Source organism: Alcaligenes sp. 1735tsa3 (genome assembly GCF_024134565.1).
Lineage (GTDB): Bacteria > Pseudomonadota > Gammaproteobacteria > Burkholderiales > Burkholderiaceae_B > Alcaligenes > Alcaligenes phenolicus.
Window position 1 is genome coordinate 196,606 of sequence record NZ_CP099862.1, and the last position, 20,738, is coordinate 217,343.

Here is a 20,738-nt window from a genome sequence, read left to right on the forward strand (position 1 = left end):
TAATTCTGGAGGTGGAGTCATGAACGTGCACGATCTTGCACTGACTGCTGGGCCTGGGTCTGCACGTTCTGGCAGGCTGGCCTGGGCCTGTGGTTTGTTGATGGCCTTGTTATTGCTGTGCTGGCCCTGGACGCAGGCGCAGGCCAAACCTGAACCTGTTCCTGCCATTGCAGGGTGGGTAACGGATACCACGGGCACCCTTAGCCCGGATCAAAAAGACGCCCTGAACCAGCAGCTCAAAGCCGTGGAACAGGAAAAGGGCGCGCAGGTCGTGATTCTGATGGTACCTACCACAGGCGAAGAAACCATCGAACAATACGCGTTGCGTGTCTTTGATCAGTGGGAAATTGGCCGCAAGAAAGTGGACGATGGCATCTTGCTGCTGGTGGCCAAGGATGATCGCCGCATGCGTATCCAGACCGGCTATGGTCTGGAAGGCGCGGTCACGGACTTGCAGGCGGGGCGCATCATCCGCGAACAGATGACGCCTCGTTTTATCGAAGGCAACTTCTATGCCGGTATCCAGGCCGCAGCCGACAGTCTGGTGGGTCTGGTCAACGGCGAAGAGCTTCCCCCTCCTCCTAAAAATGCCCCTGTCACCTCGTCGGGTGAAGAAGGCGTGTTCTGGGAGCCTTTGCTGGCTGTAGGCGCGATTGTATTTTTTGCTTCGCCTTTGTTTGCCGCCTTTGCTGCTGGTGTGTTCACGCTGGTGGTGTCGGGCAGTATTGGCCTGGCCCTGCTTGCCGCTGTTGTCGGTGCAGGCTTGAGCATGATTGGCCGACTCTTTGGGGCAGGCGGCAAGTCCAGTTCCGGGCGTGCCTCGCGCCGGGGTGGTGTCATTGGCGGCTTGGGTGGTTATTCCTCCGGTGGTTTTGGCGGGAATGGCGGCAGCAGTGGTGGTGGCTTCGGCGGTTTTGGCGGAGGCAGCGGCGGCGGTGGTGGCGGTAGCGGAGGCGGTGGCGCTTCCGGTAGTTGGTAAGGCCACAGGGGAGCGACATGAGTGTGAATTGGAAAGAATTGTCGGGTTGGGCATCGGTGCAAGGCCAATGGCTGCGCCGTCGTCATTTCAATGCTGAAATGTTGGGCCATCTGGCTGAGCAGATCCGCAAGGGTGAAGAGAACCATAGTGGTGAACTGGTCGTGGCGATTGAAGCGGTTTTGCCCGCCCATGAAGCCGATAGCGCCCAGCGTGCCCTTGAAGTCTTCGGTCGTTTACGTGTCTGGGACACACCCTTGAACTCCGGTGTCTTGCTGTATCTGGCCTTGGGTCAGCGCCGTATCCACATCATTGCAGACCGGGGCATCAAGGCCGATCAGGCTCAATGGACACAGATCTGTCAGCAGTTGGAAAAAGATCTGGCCTCGCGTGAGTATTTGTCTGGTTTGCTGGCCGCTGTCAGCGCGATTGAAACCGTCTTGCAGCAAGGCGCTCCGGCGCAGACTCCAGGCGTGGCGGCAGTCAATGCCTTGCCTGACGAACCTGTACTTCTTTAAGTGATGGCCAGTGCCATGAAACCGTCTGAATCCGTCGGCTCCTGGCAGCAGCAAACTCTGGTTGAAGCCATACGTTTGCGCGAGACCCTGTGGGGGCCTGTTGAAGACCTGTCTGAATCGCGCCGTGCGCGGGCTGCAGGCGGCTCCTTTGCCCAACGTGTGTCGGCTCGGGCCTTGGCGCTGGCGCGACGCGATGGGCTGGAACAAGCCTGGACGCGCTGGTGGCGTGTTGCCCGCCTTCTATTGATTGCCATGGCGGTGCTGGCTTTGCTGGCCGGGGCCGGGACAGCCGCGGGTGCATTGGGCGATGGCAGTCGAGCCGTGAATGTAGTGACGGCTTTGGGTGCGTTGCTGGGTCTGCACCTACTGACTTTTATTTTCTGGTTGTTCAGCCTGGCCTGGTCGGGCAAAAGTAGCGGCACAGGCAGTTGGGCCGGTGATGCCTGGTGGTGGCTCAGTCGCCGCTTCGTCAAAGGCGACGCCAGTCTGGTTCCCCAGGCTTTTGCCGCCGTGCTGGCGCGCCGGGGCAGCCAATCCTGGTTGGCCGGTCTGATCAGCCATAGCTTGTGGGTGCTGGCCTTTTTGTCGGCCCTGAGTACCCTGCTGCTACTGCTGGCCTCACGCCGCTATCACTTCAATTGGGAAACCACGCTTTTGACGCCGGATACCTTTGTCTGGCTGGTTGAAGGCCTGGGCGCCCTGCCTTCCTTGTTGGGCTTTGCCCTGCCCGATACCCTCACCATACGTAGCAGCGATGGCCTGCAAATGCTCGATGCCCAGGCTCAGGCCCTGTGGTCCAGCTGGCTGTTGGGTGCCGTGGTGACCTATGGTTTGATCCCCCGCGTGCTGGCTCTGGGCTGGAGCTTGTGGCAATGGCGCAGACATACAGCGCGTCTGACGCTGGATGACAGCTTGCCGGGTTTGGCGGAGCTGCGCCCGCGCCTGATGCCCGCTAGTGAGCCCACCGGTGTGGATGAGCTGGCCTCGCCCGATCGAGTGGCCCGTATTCAAAACGACACCCACCCTCCCTTGGAGGCGAATGCCTTGTGTGTGGTGGGGTTGGAGCTGCCACCAGAACATAGCTGGCCCCCTGCTTTCATGCAGGCGCAGATGCAGGATCTGGGGCGGGTGGACTCGCGGGCCGAGCGTCTGGATATTCTGGGCCGCTTGCAGTCTGCCAGTCCTCGTCATTTGTTGATGGTCTGTGATGCCGCTCAGACGCCGGATCGCGGGGTGGTGGCAACGCTGGTTGAATGGGCACAATTGGCGCAGCAGTCCGATGTGGTGTTGTTGGATGAAGCTTTGGCCGACCCGGATCAAACGCGTCGTCGTAGCTGGCATGAACGTTTGGTGGCGGCAGGCTTTGCGCCTGGGCAGATTCACGATCAATGGCCTGACTTGTCTTTGAAGGAGCCATCATGAGTGCTGCGGCTTTGACGCTGGCGGTGGTGGGTCACACCAATACGGGCAAGACCTCTTTGCTGCGTACTCTCACGCGAGATACGGAGTTCGGCCAGGTCAGCAATAGTCCTGGCACCACACGGCATGTGGAAGGCGCCAGGCTGACGGTGGACGGCGAGGCTTTGGTGGAGCTGTTCGACACCCCTGGTCTGGAAGACAGCATGGCCTTGCTGGATTTCATGGATCAGCTCAGCCAAGCCGGTGAACGTATTGATGGGCCAGAGCGGGTACGTCGTTTTCTGGAATCCCCAGCGGCACAGGGCCGTTTCGAACAAGAAGCGCGCGTGTTGCGCAAGCTGCAATCCTGCGATGCAGGCTTGTATGTGGTGGATGCGCGCGATCCGGTCTTGAGCAAGCATAAGGACGAGCTGACCTTGCTGGCCTATAGCGGGCGGCCTTTGCTGCCTGTACTCAATTTCGTTCGTAGTCCGCAGGCGCGGGTGCAGGAATGGCGCAGTGCCTTGGCACGCTTGGGTCTGCATGCCTTGGCGGAATTCGATACGGTGGCACCGGCTTTGGATGGCGAGGCCTTGCTGTACGACAAGCTGGCGGTGCTGCTGGAGACGCATGCTGGGGTGTTGCAGCAGTTGAAGGTGGATTTGGCGCAGCAGGCAGCATTGCGGCGGCGGGATGCCTTGCGCTTGCTGGCAGAGCTGTTGATTGATGTGGCGGCCTGGCGTGTCAGTACACCCTCGGACAAGGAGTCCATGGAGCTGGCCGCGCAACAGTTAAGGGAGCCGGTGTTGGCCCGCGAGGCCAAGAGTGTGCAGGCTTTGCTCAAGCGCTACAGCTTTGGCCGTCAGGATGTAGTGGCGGATTTGCTGCATTTCGAGGGCGGCCGTTGGGGCATGGACTTGTTTGATCCCCAGGCTTTGAAGGAATTTGGCGTGCAGTTGGGCAAGGGTGTGGCCGCAGGTGCCATGGCAGGCGCCACGCTGGATGTGATGACAGGTGGCCTGAGCCTGGGAACCGGGACGGTGCTGGGCGCCTTGGCCGGTGGTTTGTGGCAAGGCGCGGATAAGTGGGGCCAGCGTTTGATGGGCAAGTTGCGGGGCGAGACGGAACTTAGCGTGGATGATGCCGTGCTGCGTTTGCTGGCTGTGCGGCAGCTAAGCTTGATTGCGGCTTTGGAGCGGCGCGGTCATGCCGCACAGACGCCGATTCGCCTGGGCGAGATTGATGCCGAGAATTTCGATCAGGCCTTGCAGCGGGAATTGAATGTCTGGCGGGCGCAAGGCCTGCCGGAGGAACTGGCGCAGGCACGGATACATCCGACCTGGTCTACCTTGCGTTCAGACTATGCGCCGGATTCGCGGCGGGAGACCTGTGTGCAGAGCTTGGTGCAGCGTTTGCTGGGGGCGCGTAATGGGCCGAATGCTAACGCTGTCGGGCAGGCGCAGGAATAACAAACCCCGGATTATTTCTTTTCATCTTTCATTAAGTGCGCATAGCAAACCGGCGAGCTGGGTTCATTGCCGTCGTGTATGCGATCTTCTTCAAGCAAAGCCTGAATCACAGCCTGTTTGAGCACCGTCAGGTACGAGGTTTGCGGGTCGTGGGTGGCGGTTAGCAATTGCAGTTCGCCTTTGCGAGCCAGCTTCATCAAGGAGAGCAAGGAATCAGGGTCGTGCTTGAGCTGTTCCTGATAGCGACGCTGGAATTGCTCGGGCGAAATATCGCCCTTATGAAAGCTTTTGCGTAATTCGCTTGTGGGGCTGGCCTCGTGCAGCCACTGGATGTCGCCCAATTCGTCTTTACTCAGGCCGCGTGGCCAGAGGCGGTCTGTGAGTACACGGGCCGCTTTGCCGGCAGGCTCATGGACGGCGTCGTAAATGCGACTCAAGGTGATGGTGTAGGGCATGACTGGCTCCGGGAGCGTCAGGCTTTTTGTGTTCACGCGCTGGCGGTCAATGACTTATTGTCTATTTTTTCTGTGAGTCAGAGTCGCGTATCGACAGGTATCGGCGAATCGAGCCTCATGCAGACTAGCAAATTGTTGTGTAGCAGCCTTGCAGCCGTGTGTGGTGAGGTTTCGGATCGCCAATCACATTAGCTGCAAGGCTGCTGTTTTGTATTTATACGGCGTTTTACGCTTTCTTGCTGACCAGTCCGTAGACAAACAGGACGATGATGGCACCCACAATGGAACCGATCCAGCCTGCGCCTTCACCAGGCACGTACCAGCCCATGGTTTGTCCCAGGTAGCCTGCGACAAAGGAGCCGACAATACCCAGGATGGTGGTCATTATCCATCCCATTTTTTGATCGCCAGGCATGATGGCTCGTGCCAGCAAGCCTACGATAAAGCCCACAATAATCATGGAGATAATACCCATCGTGCTACTCCTGTTCTGTGTTTGCCGGTCTGGGATTCGGACCGCTCTGCTTATCTTAGGTATGGAGTTTTTAGGCGTCTATCGTTTTGCGTTTTTGAAACAGTTAAAAACGTCAGGTTTTGTAAATGGATGGTGTGTAATCAGCTTTGCTTAGGTCAGCAAGGCAGGTTTACGCTTTTGCACCCACTGTGTGGCCTGCTCATAGGCGTAGGACAGCTGCAGCACCGCCATATCGGCCTGGGCAGGGCCCATGATCTGCAAGCCCATGGGCAATCCGGCTTCGTTAAAGCCCGCAGGCACGTTCATGACGGGCAGCCCTGCCAGAGAGCCGCCGATCACGATTTCCATCCAGCGGTGGTAGGTGTCCATTCTGCGCCCGGCGATTTCGCCAGGCCAGTGGGTGGTGCCAGCAAAGGGGAAGACCTGGGCGGTAGGCAGCACCAGATAGTCGTAGGTCTGGAACAGCTTGCGCAGGCTTTCGTACCATTTGCTGCGGTTGATGGAGGCTTGATAGACCTGCGCCCCGCTCAGGTTCAGGCCCCCCGCTACTTCCCAGATCGCCTCAGGCTTCATTTGGGCGCGCAGTTCCGGTTTGGCGTACAGGCTCTGTGCGCTTCCGGCTACGGTGAAGTGGCGCAGCGTCAGCCAGGTTTGCCATAGCTGCTCCATGGAGTAGTCGGGCTGGGCCGCTTCAACGGTGCAGCCTATGGCTTCAAAGCTCTTCAATGCGTTTTGGCACAGGTCCATGATGCCGGCTTCCATAGGCAGGTAACCGTTGTAGTCGCCCAGCCAGCCAATCCGGGTGCCTTTGAAGTCGCGTTGCAGTTTCCCGGCGAATTGTTGTGGGTCTTGACCGATGCTAAGCGGGGCGCGAGCATCGAAACCGGCCTGGGTGGACAGCAGCATGGCCAGGTCGGACACGGTACGGCCCATGGGGCCTTCGTAGCCCATTTGCTGGAAGAACACTTCGGAGGACGGGCCATAGGGCACGCGGCCTTGGGAGGGGCGAAAGCCGTAGACGTTGTTGAAAGCACCGGGGTTGCGTAGAGAGCCCATCATGTCGCTGCCATCAGCGACGGGCAACATGCGGGTGGCCAGGGCCACAGCGGCCCCGCCACTGCTGCCGCCAGCACACAGATCGGGCTGGTAGGCATTGCCGGTGGTACCGAACACGGAGTTGTAGGTGTGCGACCCCAGGCCAAATTCCGGGGTATTGGTTTTACCGATCAGAATGGCACCGGATTGCCGCACGCGCTCCACGACAATGGCATCTTGTTTGGGCAGATAGTCCTTGAAAATCGGTGAACCGCTGGTGGTGACAATATCGACCGTGGCCGCCAGATCTTTGGGTGCCTGGGGCATGCCGTGCATCCAGCCCATGTACTGACCTGCTTTCAGTTGCTGATCGCGCTTGTCGGCCTGGGCCAGCAGGCCGCTGCGCTCTTGCAGGGACACAATGGCGTTGACCTTGGGGTTCACACGGTCGATGTGGTCCAGATAGGCCACCATCACTTCGCGGCAGGAGACTTGGCGTTGTGCGATCCAGCCCGACAGAGTCAACGCGTCGGCCATGATGATATCTTGAGCCGTGCCCGGACCGGGAGCGGTTTTTGCGAAGGCCTGACGTCCCAGGGAAGGGGCCATACCCGCCAGCGACAGCAGTCCGGTGGTTTTCAAAAAGCGGCGGCGTGTACCCAGCGGCGTTGGGGAATCAGTCATGTTTGTCTCCGGTATTTTTGTAGGGCCATCCAAGTGGCCAAGCCATTCTATGCAGGTACAATGCGCGGCTCAAACGCCAAAAAATCATCAAGTTGATGCGGTCTGTGCATAAGCCGGTTCAAGCGTCAGCAAGGGGACAAGCATGGACTTTCGCAAGCTACGGCACTTTGTGGCCGTTTGCGAACACGGTACGTTTCACCGGGCCGCGCAAGCTGTCCACTTAAGCCAGTCTGCCTTGAGCCGTAGCATTCAGGCTCTGGAGCAGGAGCTGGGTGTGCCGCTGTTTGATCGCAGCAGTCAGCGCATTTTCTTGACGCCTTATGGTCGGGTACTGCTGGAGCGAGCCCCCCGGGTTTTGCAGGAAGGCCGTGCCTTGCAGCGCGAGCTGGCCTTGCTTCAGGGCGAGGACGCAGGCAGCCTGCGTTTAGGCTTAAGTTCGACCCCCGCTGCGGTCTTGCTGCATCCGTGCATGGTGGCGCTGCTGGACGAGTACCCGCGTTTGCGTGTGGACGCGGTGATTGGCCGCACGCTGGAACTGATCGAAGGTTTGCGCCGGGAACGCTACGATATGGTGGTGCTGGACGTCAGCGCGGTGACCGATGTGCGTGGCCTGGATATTGAGTATTTGCCCGCCATGCAAGGCGATATGCTGGTACGCAAAGGCCATCCGCTGTTGCAGCTGGAGTCGCTGGACTTTGCTGCGATCAGCCAGTATCCCGTGGCCTGCTCCGTGATCAGTGATGATTTGACCGACCGTCTGATTGCCGAGTTTGGCGCCCAAGGCCATCCCGACAGCTTTGTACGCTTTTGTTGTGATAGCTTCAGCATTCAGCGCGACGTGGTGCTGGATAGCGATATGGTCTTGATGAGTGTGCTGGCGGCGGTACGGCGCGATATTGATGCTGGTGATCTGGTGCCGCTGGGCCTGTTCTCTTCATCCTTGTCCGGTCACTATGCCTTGGTGCGCCTGTCGGGCCGTACGCAATTGCCGGCTCTGGATATTGTGTACGATCTGGCGCGTCGCCTGTGCAGGGCCTAGGCTAGACGCCCCGCTTTCTGATCTGCCTTGTTTGAGGGTTTGCTGATGACGATTCCCTTGCCCATTCTGGACCTGAAGCAGTCAGGTGCCGAACACGTTTTTCGCGCTTTCATCGGCTGGTGGCCAGACGCGCAAACCCGCGCCTGGCTGGCGGAGCAGGCGCTGCACGCGCATGCGATTTACGGCGGGCGGATGATGCAGCCTGATCACTTTCACTTGACCCTGGCGTTTCTGGACGGCAGCCGTGTGTCGGATCTGCAGACTTTGGCGACACAGATGGCGCAATGGACGGTGCCGCAGATCAAGCTGGATCTGACCATACGGGATGTATTCGAGAAACCAAGGGTAGTGTGGGCCGGGCCGGACGAGTCGCAAACTCAGGCAATGGCGGCCTTGCAGCAGTGGCATGATGAGATCTGGGCCAAGCTGACTGCTTTAGGCTGGACGCAGCCGCCGCGTCGTTTTCGCCCGCATGTGTCCTTGCTGCGCCATGCGCGGATTGCCGCCGGTCAGTCCCATTGCCATGCTTTGCCCACGCAGGCCTTTGTGGGTGATGGTGCCGGTCTGATCGTGTCCGTTCCCGCAGAGCTGCGTAGCCAATATCATCTGGCCGCCCTGATGAAGCCTGAAAGGACAGGTACATGAATATCCGCTTTTTAGAAACCTTTATCTGGATTGCCCGTTTGGGCAGTTTCCGTGCGGCAGCGAACAAGCAGCATCTGACACAAGCCGCCGTGTCGGGGCGGATTGCAGCCCTGGAAGCCGAGTTCCAGAAAACCCTGTTCGAGCGGGGCCACCGCGATCTACGCCTGACTCCGGCAGGTCGAAAATTGATGCAGTACGCCGAGCAGATGCTGGGCATGGAACATGATTTGCGTGAAGCTCTGGCAGGCTCCAGCCGCTTGAGTGGACGGGTGCGCCTGGGCGTGGTCGAGTCCATTGTGCATACCTGGTTCAAGGATTTGATTCGTCAGTTGCATGCGCTCTATCCCGAGCTGGAAATTGAGCTGACCGCCGAGTCCACCTTGCGCCTTCATGACTTGCTCAAGCGCGGCACCATTGATGTGGCCTTGCAGACCGACCCCATCATGGGGGACGGCATACGCAACTTGCCCATGGGCTCCATGCGCATGGGCTGGGTATGCATGGCCGATGAGTCCATGCCGGTACGCAGCGGTTTACAGGAGCTGGTGCAACGCTGGCCTTTGGTGACCTTCCCTCGTGGTTCCCAGCCGCATCTGGCCTTGGTGCAGCTGCTTGAGCCCTTGCCTGTGGATCAGGCCCGGATTCACTACGTTTCTTCAATTGCCGCCAGCACGCAATTGATCGAAGCCCAGCCTTGCATTGCCACCTTGCCCCTGGCGGCAGTCAGCCGTCAGCTGGATAGCGGTCTGTACCAGGAAATTGTTTGCGAACATGCCTTGCCTGATTTGCGCCTGGTCGCCAGTTGGCGGCCCGACCCTTTAACGCAGACTGCTCAAGCGGTGATTGGCGTGGCGCTGGAGCGCATGCACCATTTTGCTGCCCAGCATCCTGGCCTGGCTTTACCCCCGCCAGACACGCGTGTCTTCGCGATTTAGCCTTTGAGGGTTTTCCCCTTGCCTGCGCATGTGTACTGAGCGTGGGCTTGCTTGATAATCTATATACCGCGCCATTCGCTTGATCTGATCGCTTTTTCTTATTGCCCCAGGCTGAAATAAACCGTTTGGAATCTGCTTAGCAGCCGTTGGACACTCCCACAAAGAGTGTGCAATGACCTTGATTCGGGAGGGCTGTCGTGTCTGCTACTTTTCGCACTGATCGTGATGCGCCGGGGGAACTGTTCATCTGGACAGACATCGCCCCAGAGCATGAGCAGGATTTCAATCAATGGTATGAGCGCGAGCACATGGCTGAACGCGCTGCCATACCGGGTTTTCAATGGTCGCGCCGTTATGTGCGCCAAGGCGCCGGGCGCAAGTATCTGGCCTTGTATCGCACCGAGTCCCTGCGGGTTTTTGGGACGGCAGAATACAAGAAGGCCTTTGAACAGCAAACGGATTGGTCCAATACCAACTTTGCCCGCATGAGCAATACCCAGCGGCGCGTGATGGTGGTGTCCTTGCTGGGAGGGGTTGGCACCGGGGCCGTGGTCTTGCTGGTGCGTTTGCCGGAGGCAGCACAACTGGATGTGCTGGCAGCTCAGAGTTCAGCCTATCTGAAGCAAACCGATGGCCTGCTGGCCTTGCGTGTGCTGACGCCAGACCCAGAGCTTTCGACCCCTTTGCCGTCCGAGGATACGCAGCAGCGCAGCCTGGACCCCTACCTGGTGGCGGATCTGACCACCTTGAATGCTGCTCGTACCCTGGCTGCCCGTTTGCAGCAGGATCTGGGGGTGGCGACCAACGATGTATCCGAGTTTTCTTTGTTGTGGGATCTGCAGTCACGGGATCTGAATGCAAGCCGCTCATAAGGCGGCCATCACCTCAATTCTTGGGAGAAGCGACATCATGATCAAAAAACTACTTTCCATGGCTTGCGTTCTGGCGCTGGCTGGCACCGCGCAGGCGGCGACCAACTGGAACATGAGTACCGAGCAGCCTGATAACAACTTCCTGACGCAAAACGCGCGTGAGTTTGCGGCCGACATCAAGGCGGCAACCAACGGGGAACTGAATATCAACGTGCAGTCGAACTCGGTGCTGCTCAAGCGCCCCGAGGTCAAGCGCGGTGTACAGCAAGGTGTGGTGCAGGCTGGTGAAATGCTGGTGGCGGCCATTGGCAATGAAGACCCTTTGTTCGAGGTCGATAGTGTGCCGTTCCTGGCCTCGTCCTTCGATCAGTCGGAAAAACTGTGGAAAGCCACTCGCCCCTTCCTGGCCGAGCGTCTGGACAAGCAGGGCATCGTCCTGGTTTATGGTTCGCCCTGGCCACCGCAAGGCATTTACACCAAAAAGCCGGTGGAACAGCTGTCTGATCTGGCCGGTGTCCGTTTCCGTGCCTACAGCCCCGCTACCAGCCGCCTGGTTTCCTTGATGGGAGCAGTGCCCACCACGGTGCAAACACCCGAAGTGCCTCAGGCGTTTTCTACCGGCATTATTGATGCCATGCTGACTTCGCCCGCAACCGGGGTGGATTCGCAGGCTTGGGACTACGTGAAGTATTACTACGACGCCCAGGTCTTCATTCCACAAAGCTTTGTGATCATCAACAAGCGTGCCTTCCAGCGCCTGCCTGAAACTGTGCAAAAAGCCGTGCTGGATGCGGGTGCACGTGCCGAGGAACGGGGTTGGGCCATGTCGCGCGAGCAAACGTCCAAGCTGACGCAAACCATGGCGGATAAAGGCATGGTAGTGGGTAATCTCAGCGAAAAACTGTCCAGCGAAATGCACGCGATTGGCCAAACCATGACCGAAGAGTGGCTGAAGAAAGCCGGTGCAGATGGTCAGAAGTTGCTTGACGCTTACCGTCAACCATAAGCAAGGGGTGCGTCCATGATCGTTCTGGAGCGTATGGCCAGAGTCTGCGGCGCACTGGCCGCATTCTTCCTGTGTTTGATCGGGGTTGTGGTGACTGCGCAGATTGTGGCGCGCCTGTTTTCCATGCAAATACCCGCCTCGGATGACTTTGCGGGCTGGTTTATGGCGGCGTCTATTTTCCTGGCACTGCCTTATGCCATGTTGCGCGGGGATCATATCCGCGTCACGCTTTTGCTGCAGGTGATTCCCGAGCGTTTCCATCGCCCGTACGAGCTGCTGGCCACCACGATTGGTCTGGTGCTGGCCGCCTGGTGCACTTGGGAGACGGCTCATTTTGTTTATGAGTCCTTTATCTACAAGGAAGTGGCACAGGGCATGGTGGCGGTACCGCTGTGGATTCCGCAACTGGGTATGCCGATTGGTCTGGGATTGTTGACCCTGATGCTGTTGCGGCGCTTGCTGCACGCGGCGCAAGGTCAAACACTGGAGGCAACTGAACATGGCTGATTTATCTCAGGCAATAGTGCTGTTTGTGGTTCTGCTTGCCTTGCTGGCCAGTGGTGTGTGGGTGGCGCTGGTTCTGATCGCTTGCGGTATTTTGTCTATCTTTCTGTATGCCGACGCGCCTGCAGGCATTATTTTTGCCACCAAGGCCTGGGACTCTTCGGCCAGTTGGGCCTTGACGGCCTTGCCCCTGTTTATCTGGATGGGGGAAATTCTGTATCGAACGCGGTTGGCTGAAGATATGTTCAGCGGCCTGGGGCCTTGGGTACAGCGTTTGCCTGGGCGACTGGTGCACGTGAACACGTTTGGTTGCGGTATCTTTGCCGCGGTCAGTGGTTCCTCGGCGGCAACGGCGGCGACCATCGGGCGCATCTCCTTGCCTGAGCTGAAAGCGCGTGGCTATGACGACAGCATCAGCATTGGCTCCCTGGCCGGAGCAGGGACCTTGGGCCTGCTGATTCCACCGTCCATTGTGATGATTGTGTATGCCGTTGCTGCTCAGGTTTCCATCATTCGCCTGTTTGTGGCGGGGGTGCTGCCCGGCATCATGCTGATGTGCCTGTTCTCGCTGTACATCGCGATCTGGTCCTTGCGTCACCCGGACCGTGTGCCTGCTGATGTCGAAACCTTGACCTGGGGCGAGAAAATTCGCCGTCTGCGCTTGCTCTTGCCCGTGGTGCTGCTGATTATGGCGGTGATCGGCTCTATCTACGGCGGTATCGCCACCGCCACCGAAGCCGCGGTGCTGGGTGTGATCGGCTCTTTGGTCATCGCTGCGTTTGGACGATCGCTTAACTGGAAGAATTTTGTGGAGAGTTTGCTGGGGGCGGCACGGACCTCCTGCATGATTTCTTTCATCCTGATCGGCGCCGCTTACCTGACCAGTGCCATGAGCTTTACCGGACTGCCTGCGAATCTGGCCGCCTGGATCGGCTCCCTGGGTCTGAGCCAGTACGCGCTGATTGCAGTGCTGACGGTGTTCTTCATCATTCTGGGGGCATTCCTGGATGGCATCTCGATTGTGGTCTTGACCACATCGGTCTTGCTGCCTGCCGTGATCGCTGCGGGTATTGATCCAATCTGGTTTGGTATTTACCTGATCTTGACAGTGGAGATGGCGCAGATCACCCCGCCTATCGGCTTTAACTTGTTCGTGATTCAGGGCATTACCGGGCGCAACTTGTTCGAGCTGGTGCGCATGGCCTTCCCCTTCTTCCTGGTGCTGGTTCTGGCCACGGTGATTGTGACGATATTCCCGCAAATCGTCATGGTCTTGCCCAACGCCATGTAAGGGGGATGGGAGATGGCAATGGCTTACGTAACTCTGGGTTCTCAGCGCTACAAGGTAGAGCGCGCCTGGACTCAGGCGGACATCAGCAGCATCACCAGTGTGGCGGTGCTGGCTGATGGGCGCATCGCGGCCTTGCTGCGTCGCCCGGCCTGCGTGCTGGTGCTTGGTCCGGATGGGCAGGTGTCGGCGCGCTGGTCCCTGGAGGAAATCCTGTGTCCGCACCATATCAGCGCCCGGCCGCAAGGCGGGGTGCTGATCACGGATCTGGACGGGCATCAGGTTCTGGCGCTGGACGCCCAAGGCAATGAGCAATGGCGTTTGGGCAAACCCGAGCAGCCTCGCTGGCAAGAGCCTTTCAACCATCCCACGCATGCGGTCGAGTGCGCCGACGGGGGCTTATGGGTCACCGATGGCTACGGCAATACGGTGGTCCATCGCTTTGACCCGCAACGCCAATGGCTGGCGGCATTAGGCGCGCCGGGCTCTGGCCCCTTGCAGTTCAGCACCCCCCATATGCTGGCCTGTGCCGCCGACGGCTCGGTCTGGGTGGCTGACCGGGAGAACAACCGTGTCCAGCATCTGGATGGGCAAGGCCGTTATCTGGGCGAGCTGCGTCCCATGCACAAGCCCATGGCGGTAGCTGTGCAAACAGACGGTGCGGTGTTAGTTAGTGATCAAACGGCCAGCCTGTCCTTGTTCGACCCGGATTCGGGCACCTTGGTGGGACGTTGCCGGGTACAAGGCGTGTACGGGCACGGCCTGTCCGCCGGTTTGGATGGGCGCATTTATATAGCGGAAATGTTGCCGGATTGTTTGACCTGCTTACAGCCTGCTTAATTGTCCACAAAGCATGAAAAAGTAGCCGGCGCTATGGAAGCTCTCAGAGCAAATCCATTAGACTATGCGCATGAATACGTCCGTGCCTCTGTATGTTCGTACAGATTCCTCCGGCCAGCTGCAATTGCTAGGCGATTGGTCCTTGCGTCACTACGAAGCGCTGCAAAGCAGTTTGCGCTCGCTCAGTGACAAGCAGGGCCGTTGGTCTTTGGATTTCAGCGAACTGAAGTCCTTGGACACCACGGGAGCTCAAGTTCTGTGCGAATGGCTGGGTGCCGAGCGTGTGCAGGCGGCGCTGGACAGTGCGCAAGGCTTGTCCAAAGAGCGCCATCAACTATTGCAAACCGTTGCCAAGGCGATGAGCCGCATGGACCATGAGCAGTTGGTTCCGGCGCGTTGGGGCATTACAGATTTGTTCGAGCGCGTGGGCCTGTCCATGGTCCATATTTCGCGCAATGTGCGCGAGCTGTTGGGCTTTATCGGCCTGACGCTGGAAACCCTGATTCTGAACATGCTGCGGCCCAGCCAGTGGCGCGTTACGTCGATCGTGGCGCAGCTGGAAGAGACGGCCTTTAACGCCGTCCCTATTGTGGCCTTGCTGACTTTTCTGGTGGGCGCGGTGATTGCGTTTCTGGGGGCGACGGTGTTGGCGGACTTTGGTGCCACCATTTACACCGTAAACCTGGTCGGCTTTTCCTTTTTGCGTGAATTTGCAGTGCTCTTGACCGCCATCCTGATGGCAGGCCGCACCGCCAGTGCCTTTACCGCGCAGATCGGCTCCATGAAAGCGAACGAGGAAATCGACGCTTTGCGCGCCCAGGGCTTGAATCCCATGCTGATTCTGGTCATTCCGCGTGTACTGGCCATGTTGCTGGCCATGCCTATTTTGACCTTTGTGGGTATGGTGGCCGGGATCTTTGGCGGTGGGCTGGTCTGCGCCCTGATTCTGGATATTTCACCCACCATGTTCATCAATATCTTCAATCAGGATATTGATTTGCGGCACTTTGTGCTGGGTATGGCCAAGGCCCCGATCTTTGCCTTTTTGATTGCCGTCATCGGTTGTCAGGAAGGCTTCAAGGTGACCGGTAGCGCACAGTCCGTGGGTGAACACACGACCTCGGCGGTGGTGCAGTCCATCTTTATCGTGATCCTGATTGATGCGCTGGCAGCGCTGTTCTTCATGGAGATGGGATGGTAGAGGCCACCGCTCGTCCCATTATTCAAGTACGTGACCTGGACAATCGCTTTGGCGATCACGTTGTGCACGAGCATCTGGATATGGATGTGTATCCTGGTGAAATCGTGGGTGTGGTGGGCGGCTCCGGCACGGGCAAGTCCGTGCTGCTGCGCTCCATTCTGGGATTGCGCCCACCTACTGGCGGTACAGTACGCATTTTTGATCAGGAAATAGGCACGCTGTCACCCGAAGCCCGTTCGCGGCTGGAGCGTCGTTTAGGCGTGCTGTTCCAGCAAGGGGCTTTATTCTCCTCGCTGACGGTGGTGGAAAACATTGCCATGCCCCTGATCGAGCATATTGGCTTGTCCCGGTCTTCTGCAGAACATATCGCCGCCATGAAAATGTCTCTGGCGGGTTTGCCGGCCAACGCGGCCACCAAATATCCGGCAGAGCTGTCCGGTGGCATGATCAAGCGTGCCGCTCTGGCACGTGCTCTGGCGCTGGACCCGGAAATTCTGTTTCTGGACGAACCCACTGCCGGGCTGGACCCGGTCGGTGCGGGGGATTTTGACCAGCTTATTTTGACCTTGCGCGATGCGCTGGGATTGACCGTGTTTCTGGTTACACACGATCTGGATACGCTCTACACCATTTGTGATCGAGTGGCCGTGCTGGCGCAAAAGCGTGTGCTGGTTAACGACATATTGGCGCGCGTAGAGCAAGTTGATAACGACTGGATCCGGGAGTATTTCCACGGTCCACGGGGACGGGCCGCCGAACAGGCCCAAAACCGTCGTCAGGAGCATAGTTAATGGAACCGCGTGCCCATCATGTATTGATCGGGGTCTTTACCTTGGTAGTGGCTGTGGCTGCTGTCCTGTTCTCGCTTTGGCTGGCCAAGGCGGGGCAAGATGCCGAGACCCGCGATTACGATATTGTCTTTCTGGAAGGTGTGCGTGGTCTGTCTCGTGGCAGCGCCGTGCAGTACAACGGCCTGCGGGTTGGTGAGGTACGCTCGCTGCGCCTGGACCCGAACGACTTGCAGCGTGTGCGTGCGCAAGTGTCAATTCAGGCCGCCATCCCTATTCACGAAGATACCCAGGCTCGCCTGGCACTGGCTGGCATTACCGGCCAATCCGTGATCGAACTTAGCGGGGGGACACCGAACAGCCCCTTGCTGGAAGCCACCGGCGATAGCCTGCCCATGATTGTGGCTTCGCCTTCCCCTCTGGCCCAGTTGATGGCCGGTGGTGAAGAGTTGATGACGCAAATTTCCAAGCTGCTGGAGAACGCCAATACCTTCTTGTCGTCCGAGAACTCCAAGTCCCTGTCCGCCAGTTTGCAAAAGCTGGAAGCCTTGATGGGCCAGCTCTCGACCGCTAGCGAAGGCGTGCCATCCCTGGTCAAGGAGTTGTCCCAGGCCAGCCAGCAAGCCACCACCCTGCTGTCGTCTACACAAGGTCTGGTAGACCGTCAGGGTACGCAAGCCATGAATGCCATCCAGAAATCCATGGAGGATTTCAGCCGTGCCACACAAAGCTTGAACAAGCTGTTGGAGCAGAATTCGGCCGCTATTGGCCGGGGTGCTCAGGGTCTGACCGAGATCGAACCCGCCTTGCGTGAATTGCGTCAGGTGCTGGCCGGTTTCCGTGCCGTCACCTCCCGTCTGGAAGATAATCCAGCCGGCTACCTTTTGGGTCGCGACAAATTACAGGAGTTCACACCATGATGCCCACTGTTGTGCGTCGTTTCTTGCAGGTATCGCTAGTCGGTCTGGCCGTCTTGTCCACCGCCTGCTCGGTCCTGCCTCAGGCCGAATCCCTGACGTATTATCAGCTTCCCGCTATCAGTTTGAAGGCCCAGCAAGCGCCCGCTTCGCACAAGAGTCTGATTATTCAGGTGAACCGGCCCCACGCCGAGCGCCTGCTGGCCAGCTCGCGCATTACGGTTCTGCCTCAAGGTAACGAGCTAAGTGCCTACAAAGGCGTACGCTGGGGTGACGATGTGCCCGCCTTGTTGCGTAATCGACTGGCCGATGCCTTGCGTGACTCGGCTCAGTTCCGGGCGGTGGTGCTGGATACCGAATCTGTCATTGCTGATGTGGAAGTGGGCGGGACGCTGGGAGCATTCCAGGTCGAGTATATTCAGGGCGCCCCACGGGTACGGATTCAGTTTGATGCGCTAGTACGCGATCAGCGCTCGGGCCAGTTGATTCAGACCCGTCGCTTTGTCGCTCAACAGGATGTTGTCGGCACGGCCGTGCCACAGGTGGTTGAAGCATTTGGGCAGGCCACAGATGCCTTGTCCTTGCAGGTCAGCCAATGGTTAGCTTCTTTAACGGTCCAGGCTAATACTCTTTAATGACATGTATGAGTCACGTGATGAGCCCCTGATTACGGGGTGGCAATTTGCCAAGCGCCTGTTGGCGCATGCCCTTATCGGTATTGTTTTTGTGGCCTTTTCTCTGATGCTGGGTGCATTGGGCCATATGTGGTTTGAAGAGAATGTGCACTGGCACGATGCGGCCTTGAATGCCGCCATGATGGTCGGTGGGCTGGGGCCGATGGCCTTGCCTGAAACGTGGGCTGGCAAGGTATTCTTTGCCATTTATGGCGCGTATATCAGTCTGGTACTGGCCGCGACTTTCGGTCTGATTATTGCCCCTGTGCTGCATAGAATTTTGCACACTTTCCATCTGGAAGACTAAGCAACAGAAAAAAGGCCCCACACTACGCTTTTCGGTTTGCTGCCGCCCGAGGGGGCTTTTTATTGGCGGCACCGAGTCTTAAGACGGTCTGGCGGCAAAAAAGGCGCTGTGCTTTAGGCAGTTTCAAAAGAGGGAGATCCCACCTTTTGAAACTGCTCAAAACACAGCGCCTTTTCGATTGCCTGGCTATGAATCAGCCTTGTACCCGTTCCTGCTCCAACTTGGCAATCAAAGCGGGTAGCTCGTCCATGCGGCGGAAGGTGTCACGCACACCCAGGCGGCGCAATTCCTCTTCCTTATCAGGAACCGGGCAGTAGCCCAGCACGGTTGCACCGGCGGCCAAGCCTGCACTTGCGCCAGTCACGCTGTCTTCCACGACCAGGCATTGTTGCGGGTCAACGCCCAGCCCTTGAGCGGCGGCCAGATAGACATCCGGGTAAGGCTTGTTGCGTGGCGTTTCAGCGCCGCTATAGATATGGGTGCCGAAGTAATCCAGCAGGCCGGTCTGGCCTAATTGCAGCACCAATTTGGCGCGGTCTGCGCCGGACGCGCAGGCAATCATGCCGGGCTTGTCGCGCAAGATCGCATCCAGCGTGTCCTGAATACCGGGAATGGCCATGACTTCATTGGTTAGGGCGTGGTTGCGGCGCATGCGAAAGGCCATCACCCATTCCATATCCAGATCTTTACCTGTCATCTTGCGCACGGTGGGCAGCTCGTCGGGTAGCGCCTTGCCAATGAACCAGTCATAGCACTGCTCATAAGTCATCACCCAGCCTTCTTCTTGCAACATATCCCGCAGTACACGAACCGTGATTGGCTCGCTGTCTACCAGCACACCGTCACAATCAAACAGCACAGCGGAAAATGTCATGGGTAATACCTTTTAAGCCAACAAAACTAGAAGTCTGTGATGATACAGCAGGCCGTCCGCATACAGAATTCAGGTGCAATATCGGCGCCAGACCTTATGGGCCCGTAGCGCGCTTAGTGAAAACCCCGACTTATAAATAATTGATTATTGATATATTTATATCTAAACTAAAATTTCATAACAAACCTTTCTGCGGAAGTTCCGTCATGGTGAATAAAACAACTCGGGTGGTGGCAGCGGCCTTGCTGGCTTTGGGAATGGCTGGCGCGCAGGCAGCGGAAGTAACGCTGAAAGCGGTATCTGTCTTTACGATGGACACCTTCTTTACCAAGCGCTTCAAACAGTTTGTGGACAAGGTCAACGCAGAAGGCAAGGGCCTGGTGCAGATCAACGTGATTGGTGGTCCAGAGGCCATTCCTCCTTTCGAGGTAGGTAACGCGCTACGTTCTGGCGTGATTGATTTTGCCAATACCACAGCCGTATTCCACGCCAATCTGGTGCCTGAAGCATTGGCTTTGACGCTGACAGAAAAACCCATGAGCGAGCTGCGTCAGAACGGCGGCTATGAGTTGATGGACAAGATTCACCGCGAGAAAGCCAACATCACCTGGCTGGCTCGTACGACAGATGGTTTGCAATACCACATCTATACCAACAAGCCTGTGACCTCGGCAGACCTGTCGGGCTTCAAGCTGCGTGGCGTGCCCGTGTACCTGTCTTTCTTCCGCGAAATTGGCGCAACGCCGCTGCAGATTCCACCAGGCGAGGTCTACACCGCGCTGGAACGCGGCGTGGTTGACGGCTATGGCTGGCCTTCCGTGGGTGTGATGGAAATGGGCTGGCATGAAAAGACCAAATACCGTGTCGAGCCAGGCTTCTACAACGTGGAAGTGGGTTTCTTCATGAATCAGAAGAGTTGGGAAAAACTGGACGAAGACCAGAAAGCCTTCATGCGTAAGCAAATCGAGTGGATGGAGTCGCAGAACGTGACTGAACACCAGATGGCAATTGATGAAAAAGCGGCCACCGAACAAGCCGGTGTGCAAGCCTTGGTTCTGGAACCTGAAGTGGCTCGTGCCTTGCGTACCAAGGCTTACGAAGCAGGCTGGGCCGGTATCGATAAATCCAGCCCCAAATACGCCGCGCAACTGCGTGAACTGTTTGGTGGTTATCAGCCTTAAACAAGATTGCTGATTACGTAGTTTTTGACAGTGGACATTGCGCCCTTGGGGACAGTGTCCACTTTTTGATGGTGCCATACGGGCGGCAAGATGCCCGCCCTTTCAGTGACTTTGATCTGCGGAGAAGACGCGATGTCTGCTGCAACTGCCCCGGAAGGCCAGCCTTCCAACACGACCTGGGGGCGTCCTTACGCCCTGTTAATGAACGCTTGCGGAGCCGTTGCGGCGCTGACTTTCGGGCTGATGAGCCTGCTGGTTTGTGCCGACGTGGTGCTGCGCAACCTGGGTTACGACGCGCTGTCCACCAGCGTGGAAGTAACCGAATACATGCTAATCATTGCCACCTTCGTGGCAGCGCCATGGGTGCTTTACCTGGGTGGTCATATCCGTATCGACGTGCTGTTCAACAATCTGCCCACATCTGTCCAGCGCTTGCTGGACCTAATCTCCAACCTGCTGGGTCTGGTGGTTTGTGGTGTGTTGGCCTGGCAATGTGCCGTCGTCGCTCTGGATGCTCACGAGCAAGGAGCCATGGTATTTAAAGCCCTGGTGTTCCCGGAGTGGTGGCTGAATCTGCCTTTGCTGTTTGGTGCATCCATGCTGGCGCTGGAATTCCTGCGTCGCCTGATTTCCCGTCCTGTTGAGCAAGGAGTCTGA

Annotated in this window: 23 protein-coding genes; 19 read left to right on the top strand and 4 right to left on the bottom strand. The window is 58.0% G+C overall.

The genetic code is table 11. From position 1 onward, the window contains the following. The first annotated feature begins 19 nt into the window (after window positions 1-19). Genes NIZ92_RS00855 through NIZ92_RS00870 form a run of 4 tightly spaced genes read left to right on the top strand, consistent with a single transcriptional unit; the run spans window position 20 to window position 4,361 of the window. On the top strand, window positions 20-979 hold the full coding sequence (locus tag NIZ92_RS00855) for a YgcG family protein (RefSeq protein WP_239054975.1): 960 nt from the start codon (window positions 20-22) through the stop codon (window positions 977-979). 17 nt (window positions 980-996) lie between these two features. Beyond that, a complete protein-coding gene (locus tag NIZ92_RS00860) occupies window positions 997-1,494 on the top strand; it encodes a TPM domain-containing protein (protein WP_035268642.1) in 498 nt (165 codons plus the stop codon). 15 nt (window positions 1,495-1,509) lie between these two features. After that, window positions 1,510-2,916, top strand: a complete 1,407-nt coding sequence (locus NIZ92_RS00865) for a DUF2868 domain-containing protein (protein ID WP_254002544.1) — start codon at window positions 1,510-1,512, stop codon at window positions 2,914-2,916. Continuing rightward, window positions 2,913-4,361, top strand: coding sequence for a DUF3482 domain-containing protein (locus tag NIZ92_RS00870; RefSeq protein WP_035268640.1), 1,449 nt, complete (start codon window positions 2,913-2,915; stop codon window positions 4,359-4,361). Before NIZ92_RS00865 ends, NIZ92_RS00870 begins: the two co-directional genes overlap by 4 nt. A gap of 11 nt (window positions 4,362-4,372) precedes the next feature. Here NIZ92_RS00870 and NIZ92_RS00875 read toward each other — a convergent pair whose 3' ends face one another. The 3 genes from NIZ92_RS00875 to NIZ92_RS00885 form a co-directional block, all read right to left on the bottom strand. Beyond that, window positions 4,373-4,816 carry a DUF488 domain-containing protein gene (locus NIZ92_RS00875; protein WP_083055238.1) on the bottom strand — a complete coding sequence of 148 codons (444 nt, stop codon included), beginning with the start codon at window positions 4,814-4,816 and terminating at the stop codon, window positions 4,373-4,375. A 226-nt stretch (window positions 4,817-5,042) separates the two neighbouring features. After that, window positions 5,043-5,291, bottom strand: a complete 249-nt coding sequence (locus tag NIZ92_RS00880) for a GlsB/YeaQ/YmgE family stress response membrane protein (RefSeq protein ID WP_026483834.1) — start codon at window positions 5,289-5,291, stop codon at window positions 5,043-5,045. A 150-nt stretch (window positions 5,292-5,441) separates the two neighbouring features. Then, window positions 5,442-7,010 (bottom strand): amidase, encoded by a 1,569-nt coding sequence (locus tag NIZ92_RS00885; protein ID WP_254002545.1) that lies wholly within the window; start codon window positions 7,008-7,010, stop codon window positions 5,442-5,444. A 142-nt stretch (window positions 7,011-7,152) separates the two neighbouring features. Between NIZ92_RS00885 and NIZ92_RS00890 the strand changes: the two genes are divergently transcribed. The 13 genes from NIZ92_RS00890 to NIZ92_RS00950 all read left to right on the top strand — a co-directional run bounded on the left by NIZ92_RS00890 (window position 7,153) and on the right by NIZ92_RS00950 (window position 18,026). Continuing rightward, window positions 7,153-8,049: a LysR family transcriptional regulator gene (locus NIZ92_RS00890; protein WP_009460224.1), complete on the top strand. Its 897-nt coding sequence runs from the start codon at window positions 7,153-7,155 to the stop codon at window positions 8,047-8,049. A gap of 45 nt (window positions 8,050-8,094) precedes the next feature. Then, entirely contained in the window at window positions 8,095-8,694 is a 600-nt protein-coding gene (thpR, locus tag NIZ92_RS00895) for an RNA 2',3'-cyclic phosphodiesterase (RefSeq protein WP_254002546.1), read from the top strand. Further along, the gene (locus NIZ92_RS00900) at window positions 8,691-9,629 is read left to right on the top strand and encodes a LysR family transcriptional regulator (protein ID WP_009460222.1); all 939 of its coding nucleotides are present in this window, start codon (window positions 8,691-8,693) and stop codon (window positions 9,627-9,629) included. Before thpR ends, NIZ92_RS00900 begins: the two co-directional genes overlap by 4 nt. Window positions 9,630-9,826: 197 nt before the next feature. Next, window positions 9,827-10,501: a DUF4286 family protein gene (locus tag NIZ92_RS00905; protein WP_254002547.1), complete on the top strand. Its 675-nt coding sequence runs from the start codon at window positions 9,827-9,829 to the stop codon at window positions 10,499-10,501. Window positions 10,502-10,538: 37 nt separating this feature from the next. After that, a complete protein-coding gene (locus NIZ92_RS00910) occupies window positions 10,539-11,507 on the top strand; it encodes a TRAP transporter substrate-binding protein (RefSeq protein ID WP_009460211.1) in 969 nt (322 codons plus the stop codon). Window positions 11,508-11,522: 15 nt separating this feature from the next. After that, window positions 11,523-12,014, top strand: coding sequence for a TRAP transporter small permease (locus tag NIZ92_RS00915; RefSeq protein ID WP_254002548.1), 492 nt, complete (start codon window positions 11,523-11,525; stop codon window positions 12,012-12,014). Further along, entirely contained in the window at window positions 12,007-13,302 is a 1,296-nt protein-coding gene (locus tag NIZ92_RS00920; RefSeq protein ID WP_137431052.1) for a TRAP transporter large permease, read from the top strand. The genes NIZ92_RS00915 and NIZ92_RS00920 overlap by 8 nt, the downstream gene beginning before the upstream one ends. 18 nt (window positions 13,303-13,320) lie before the next feature. Then, the gene (locus NIZ92_RS00925) at window positions 13,321-14,139 is read left to right on the top strand and encodes a PQQ-binding-like beta-propeller repeat protein (protein WP_254002549.1); all 819 of its coding nucleotides are present in this window, start codon (window positions 13,321-13,323) and stop codon (window positions 14,137-14,139) included. Window positions 14,140-14,203: 64 nt separating this feature from the next. Then, complete coding sequence (locus tag NIZ92_RS00930) at window positions 14,204-15,340, top strand: MlaE family lipid ABC transporter permease subunit (protein ID WP_009460199.1); 1,137 nt, start codon at window positions 14,204-14,206, stop codon at window positions 15,338-15,340. Then, window positions 15,334-16,131 carry an ABC transporter ATP-binding protein gene (locus NIZ92_RS00935; protein ID WP_254002550.1) on the top strand — a complete coding sequence of 266 codons (798 nt, stop codon included), beginning with the start codon at window positions 15,334-15,336 and terminating at the stop codon, window positions 16,129-16,131. The genes NIZ92_RS00930 and NIZ92_RS00935 overlap by 7 nt, the downstream gene beginning before the upstream one ends. Continuing rightward, window positions 16,131-17,048: an MlaD family protein gene (locus tag NIZ92_RS00940; RefSeq protein WP_239054982.1), complete on the top strand. Its 918-nt coding sequence runs from the start codon at window positions 16,131-16,133 to the stop codon at window positions 17,046-17,048. The genes NIZ92_RS00935 and NIZ92_RS00940 overlap by 1 nt, the downstream gene beginning before the upstream one ends. Then, window positions 17,045-17,680, top strand: a complete 636-nt coding sequence (locus tag NIZ92_RS00945) for an ABC-type transport auxiliary lipoprotein family protein (RefSeq protein WP_251196999.1) — start codon at window positions 17,045-17,047, stop codon at window positions 17,678-17,680. The genes NIZ92_RS00940 and NIZ92_RS00945 overlap by 4 nt, the downstream gene beginning before the upstream one ends. 4 nt (window positions 17,681-17,684) lie before the next feature. After that, complete coding sequence (locus NIZ92_RS00950; RefSeq protein ID WP_009460191.1) at window positions 17,685-18,026, top strand: hypothetical protein; 342 nt, start codon at window positions 17,685-17,687, stop codon at window positions 18,024-18,026. A 193-nt stretch (window positions 18,027-18,219) separates the two neighbouring features. On the opposite strand, the gene NIZ92_RS00955 is transcribed toward NIZ92_RS00950, so the two are convergent. Beyond that, entirely contained in the window at window positions 18,220-18,900 is a 681-nt protein-coding gene (locus tag NIZ92_RS00955; RefSeq protein WP_247966140.1) for an HAD family phosphatase, read from the bottom strand. 206 nt (window positions 18,901-19,106) lie between these two features. Between NIZ92_RS00955 and dctP the strand changes: the two genes are divergently transcribed. Then, window positions 19,107-20,081: a TRAP transporter substrate-binding protein DctP gene (gene dctP / locus NIZ92_RS00960; protein WP_035268610.1), complete on the top strand. Its 975-nt coding sequence runs from the start codon at window positions 19,107-19,109 to the stop codon at window positions 20,079-20,081. 132 nt (window positions 20,082-20,213) lie between these two features. After that, on the top strand, window positions 20,214-20,738 hold the full coding sequence (locus tag NIZ92_RS00965) for a TRAP transporter small permease (RefSeq protein ID WP_035268608.1): 525 nt from the start codon (window positions 20,214-20,216) through the stop codon (window positions 20,736-20,738).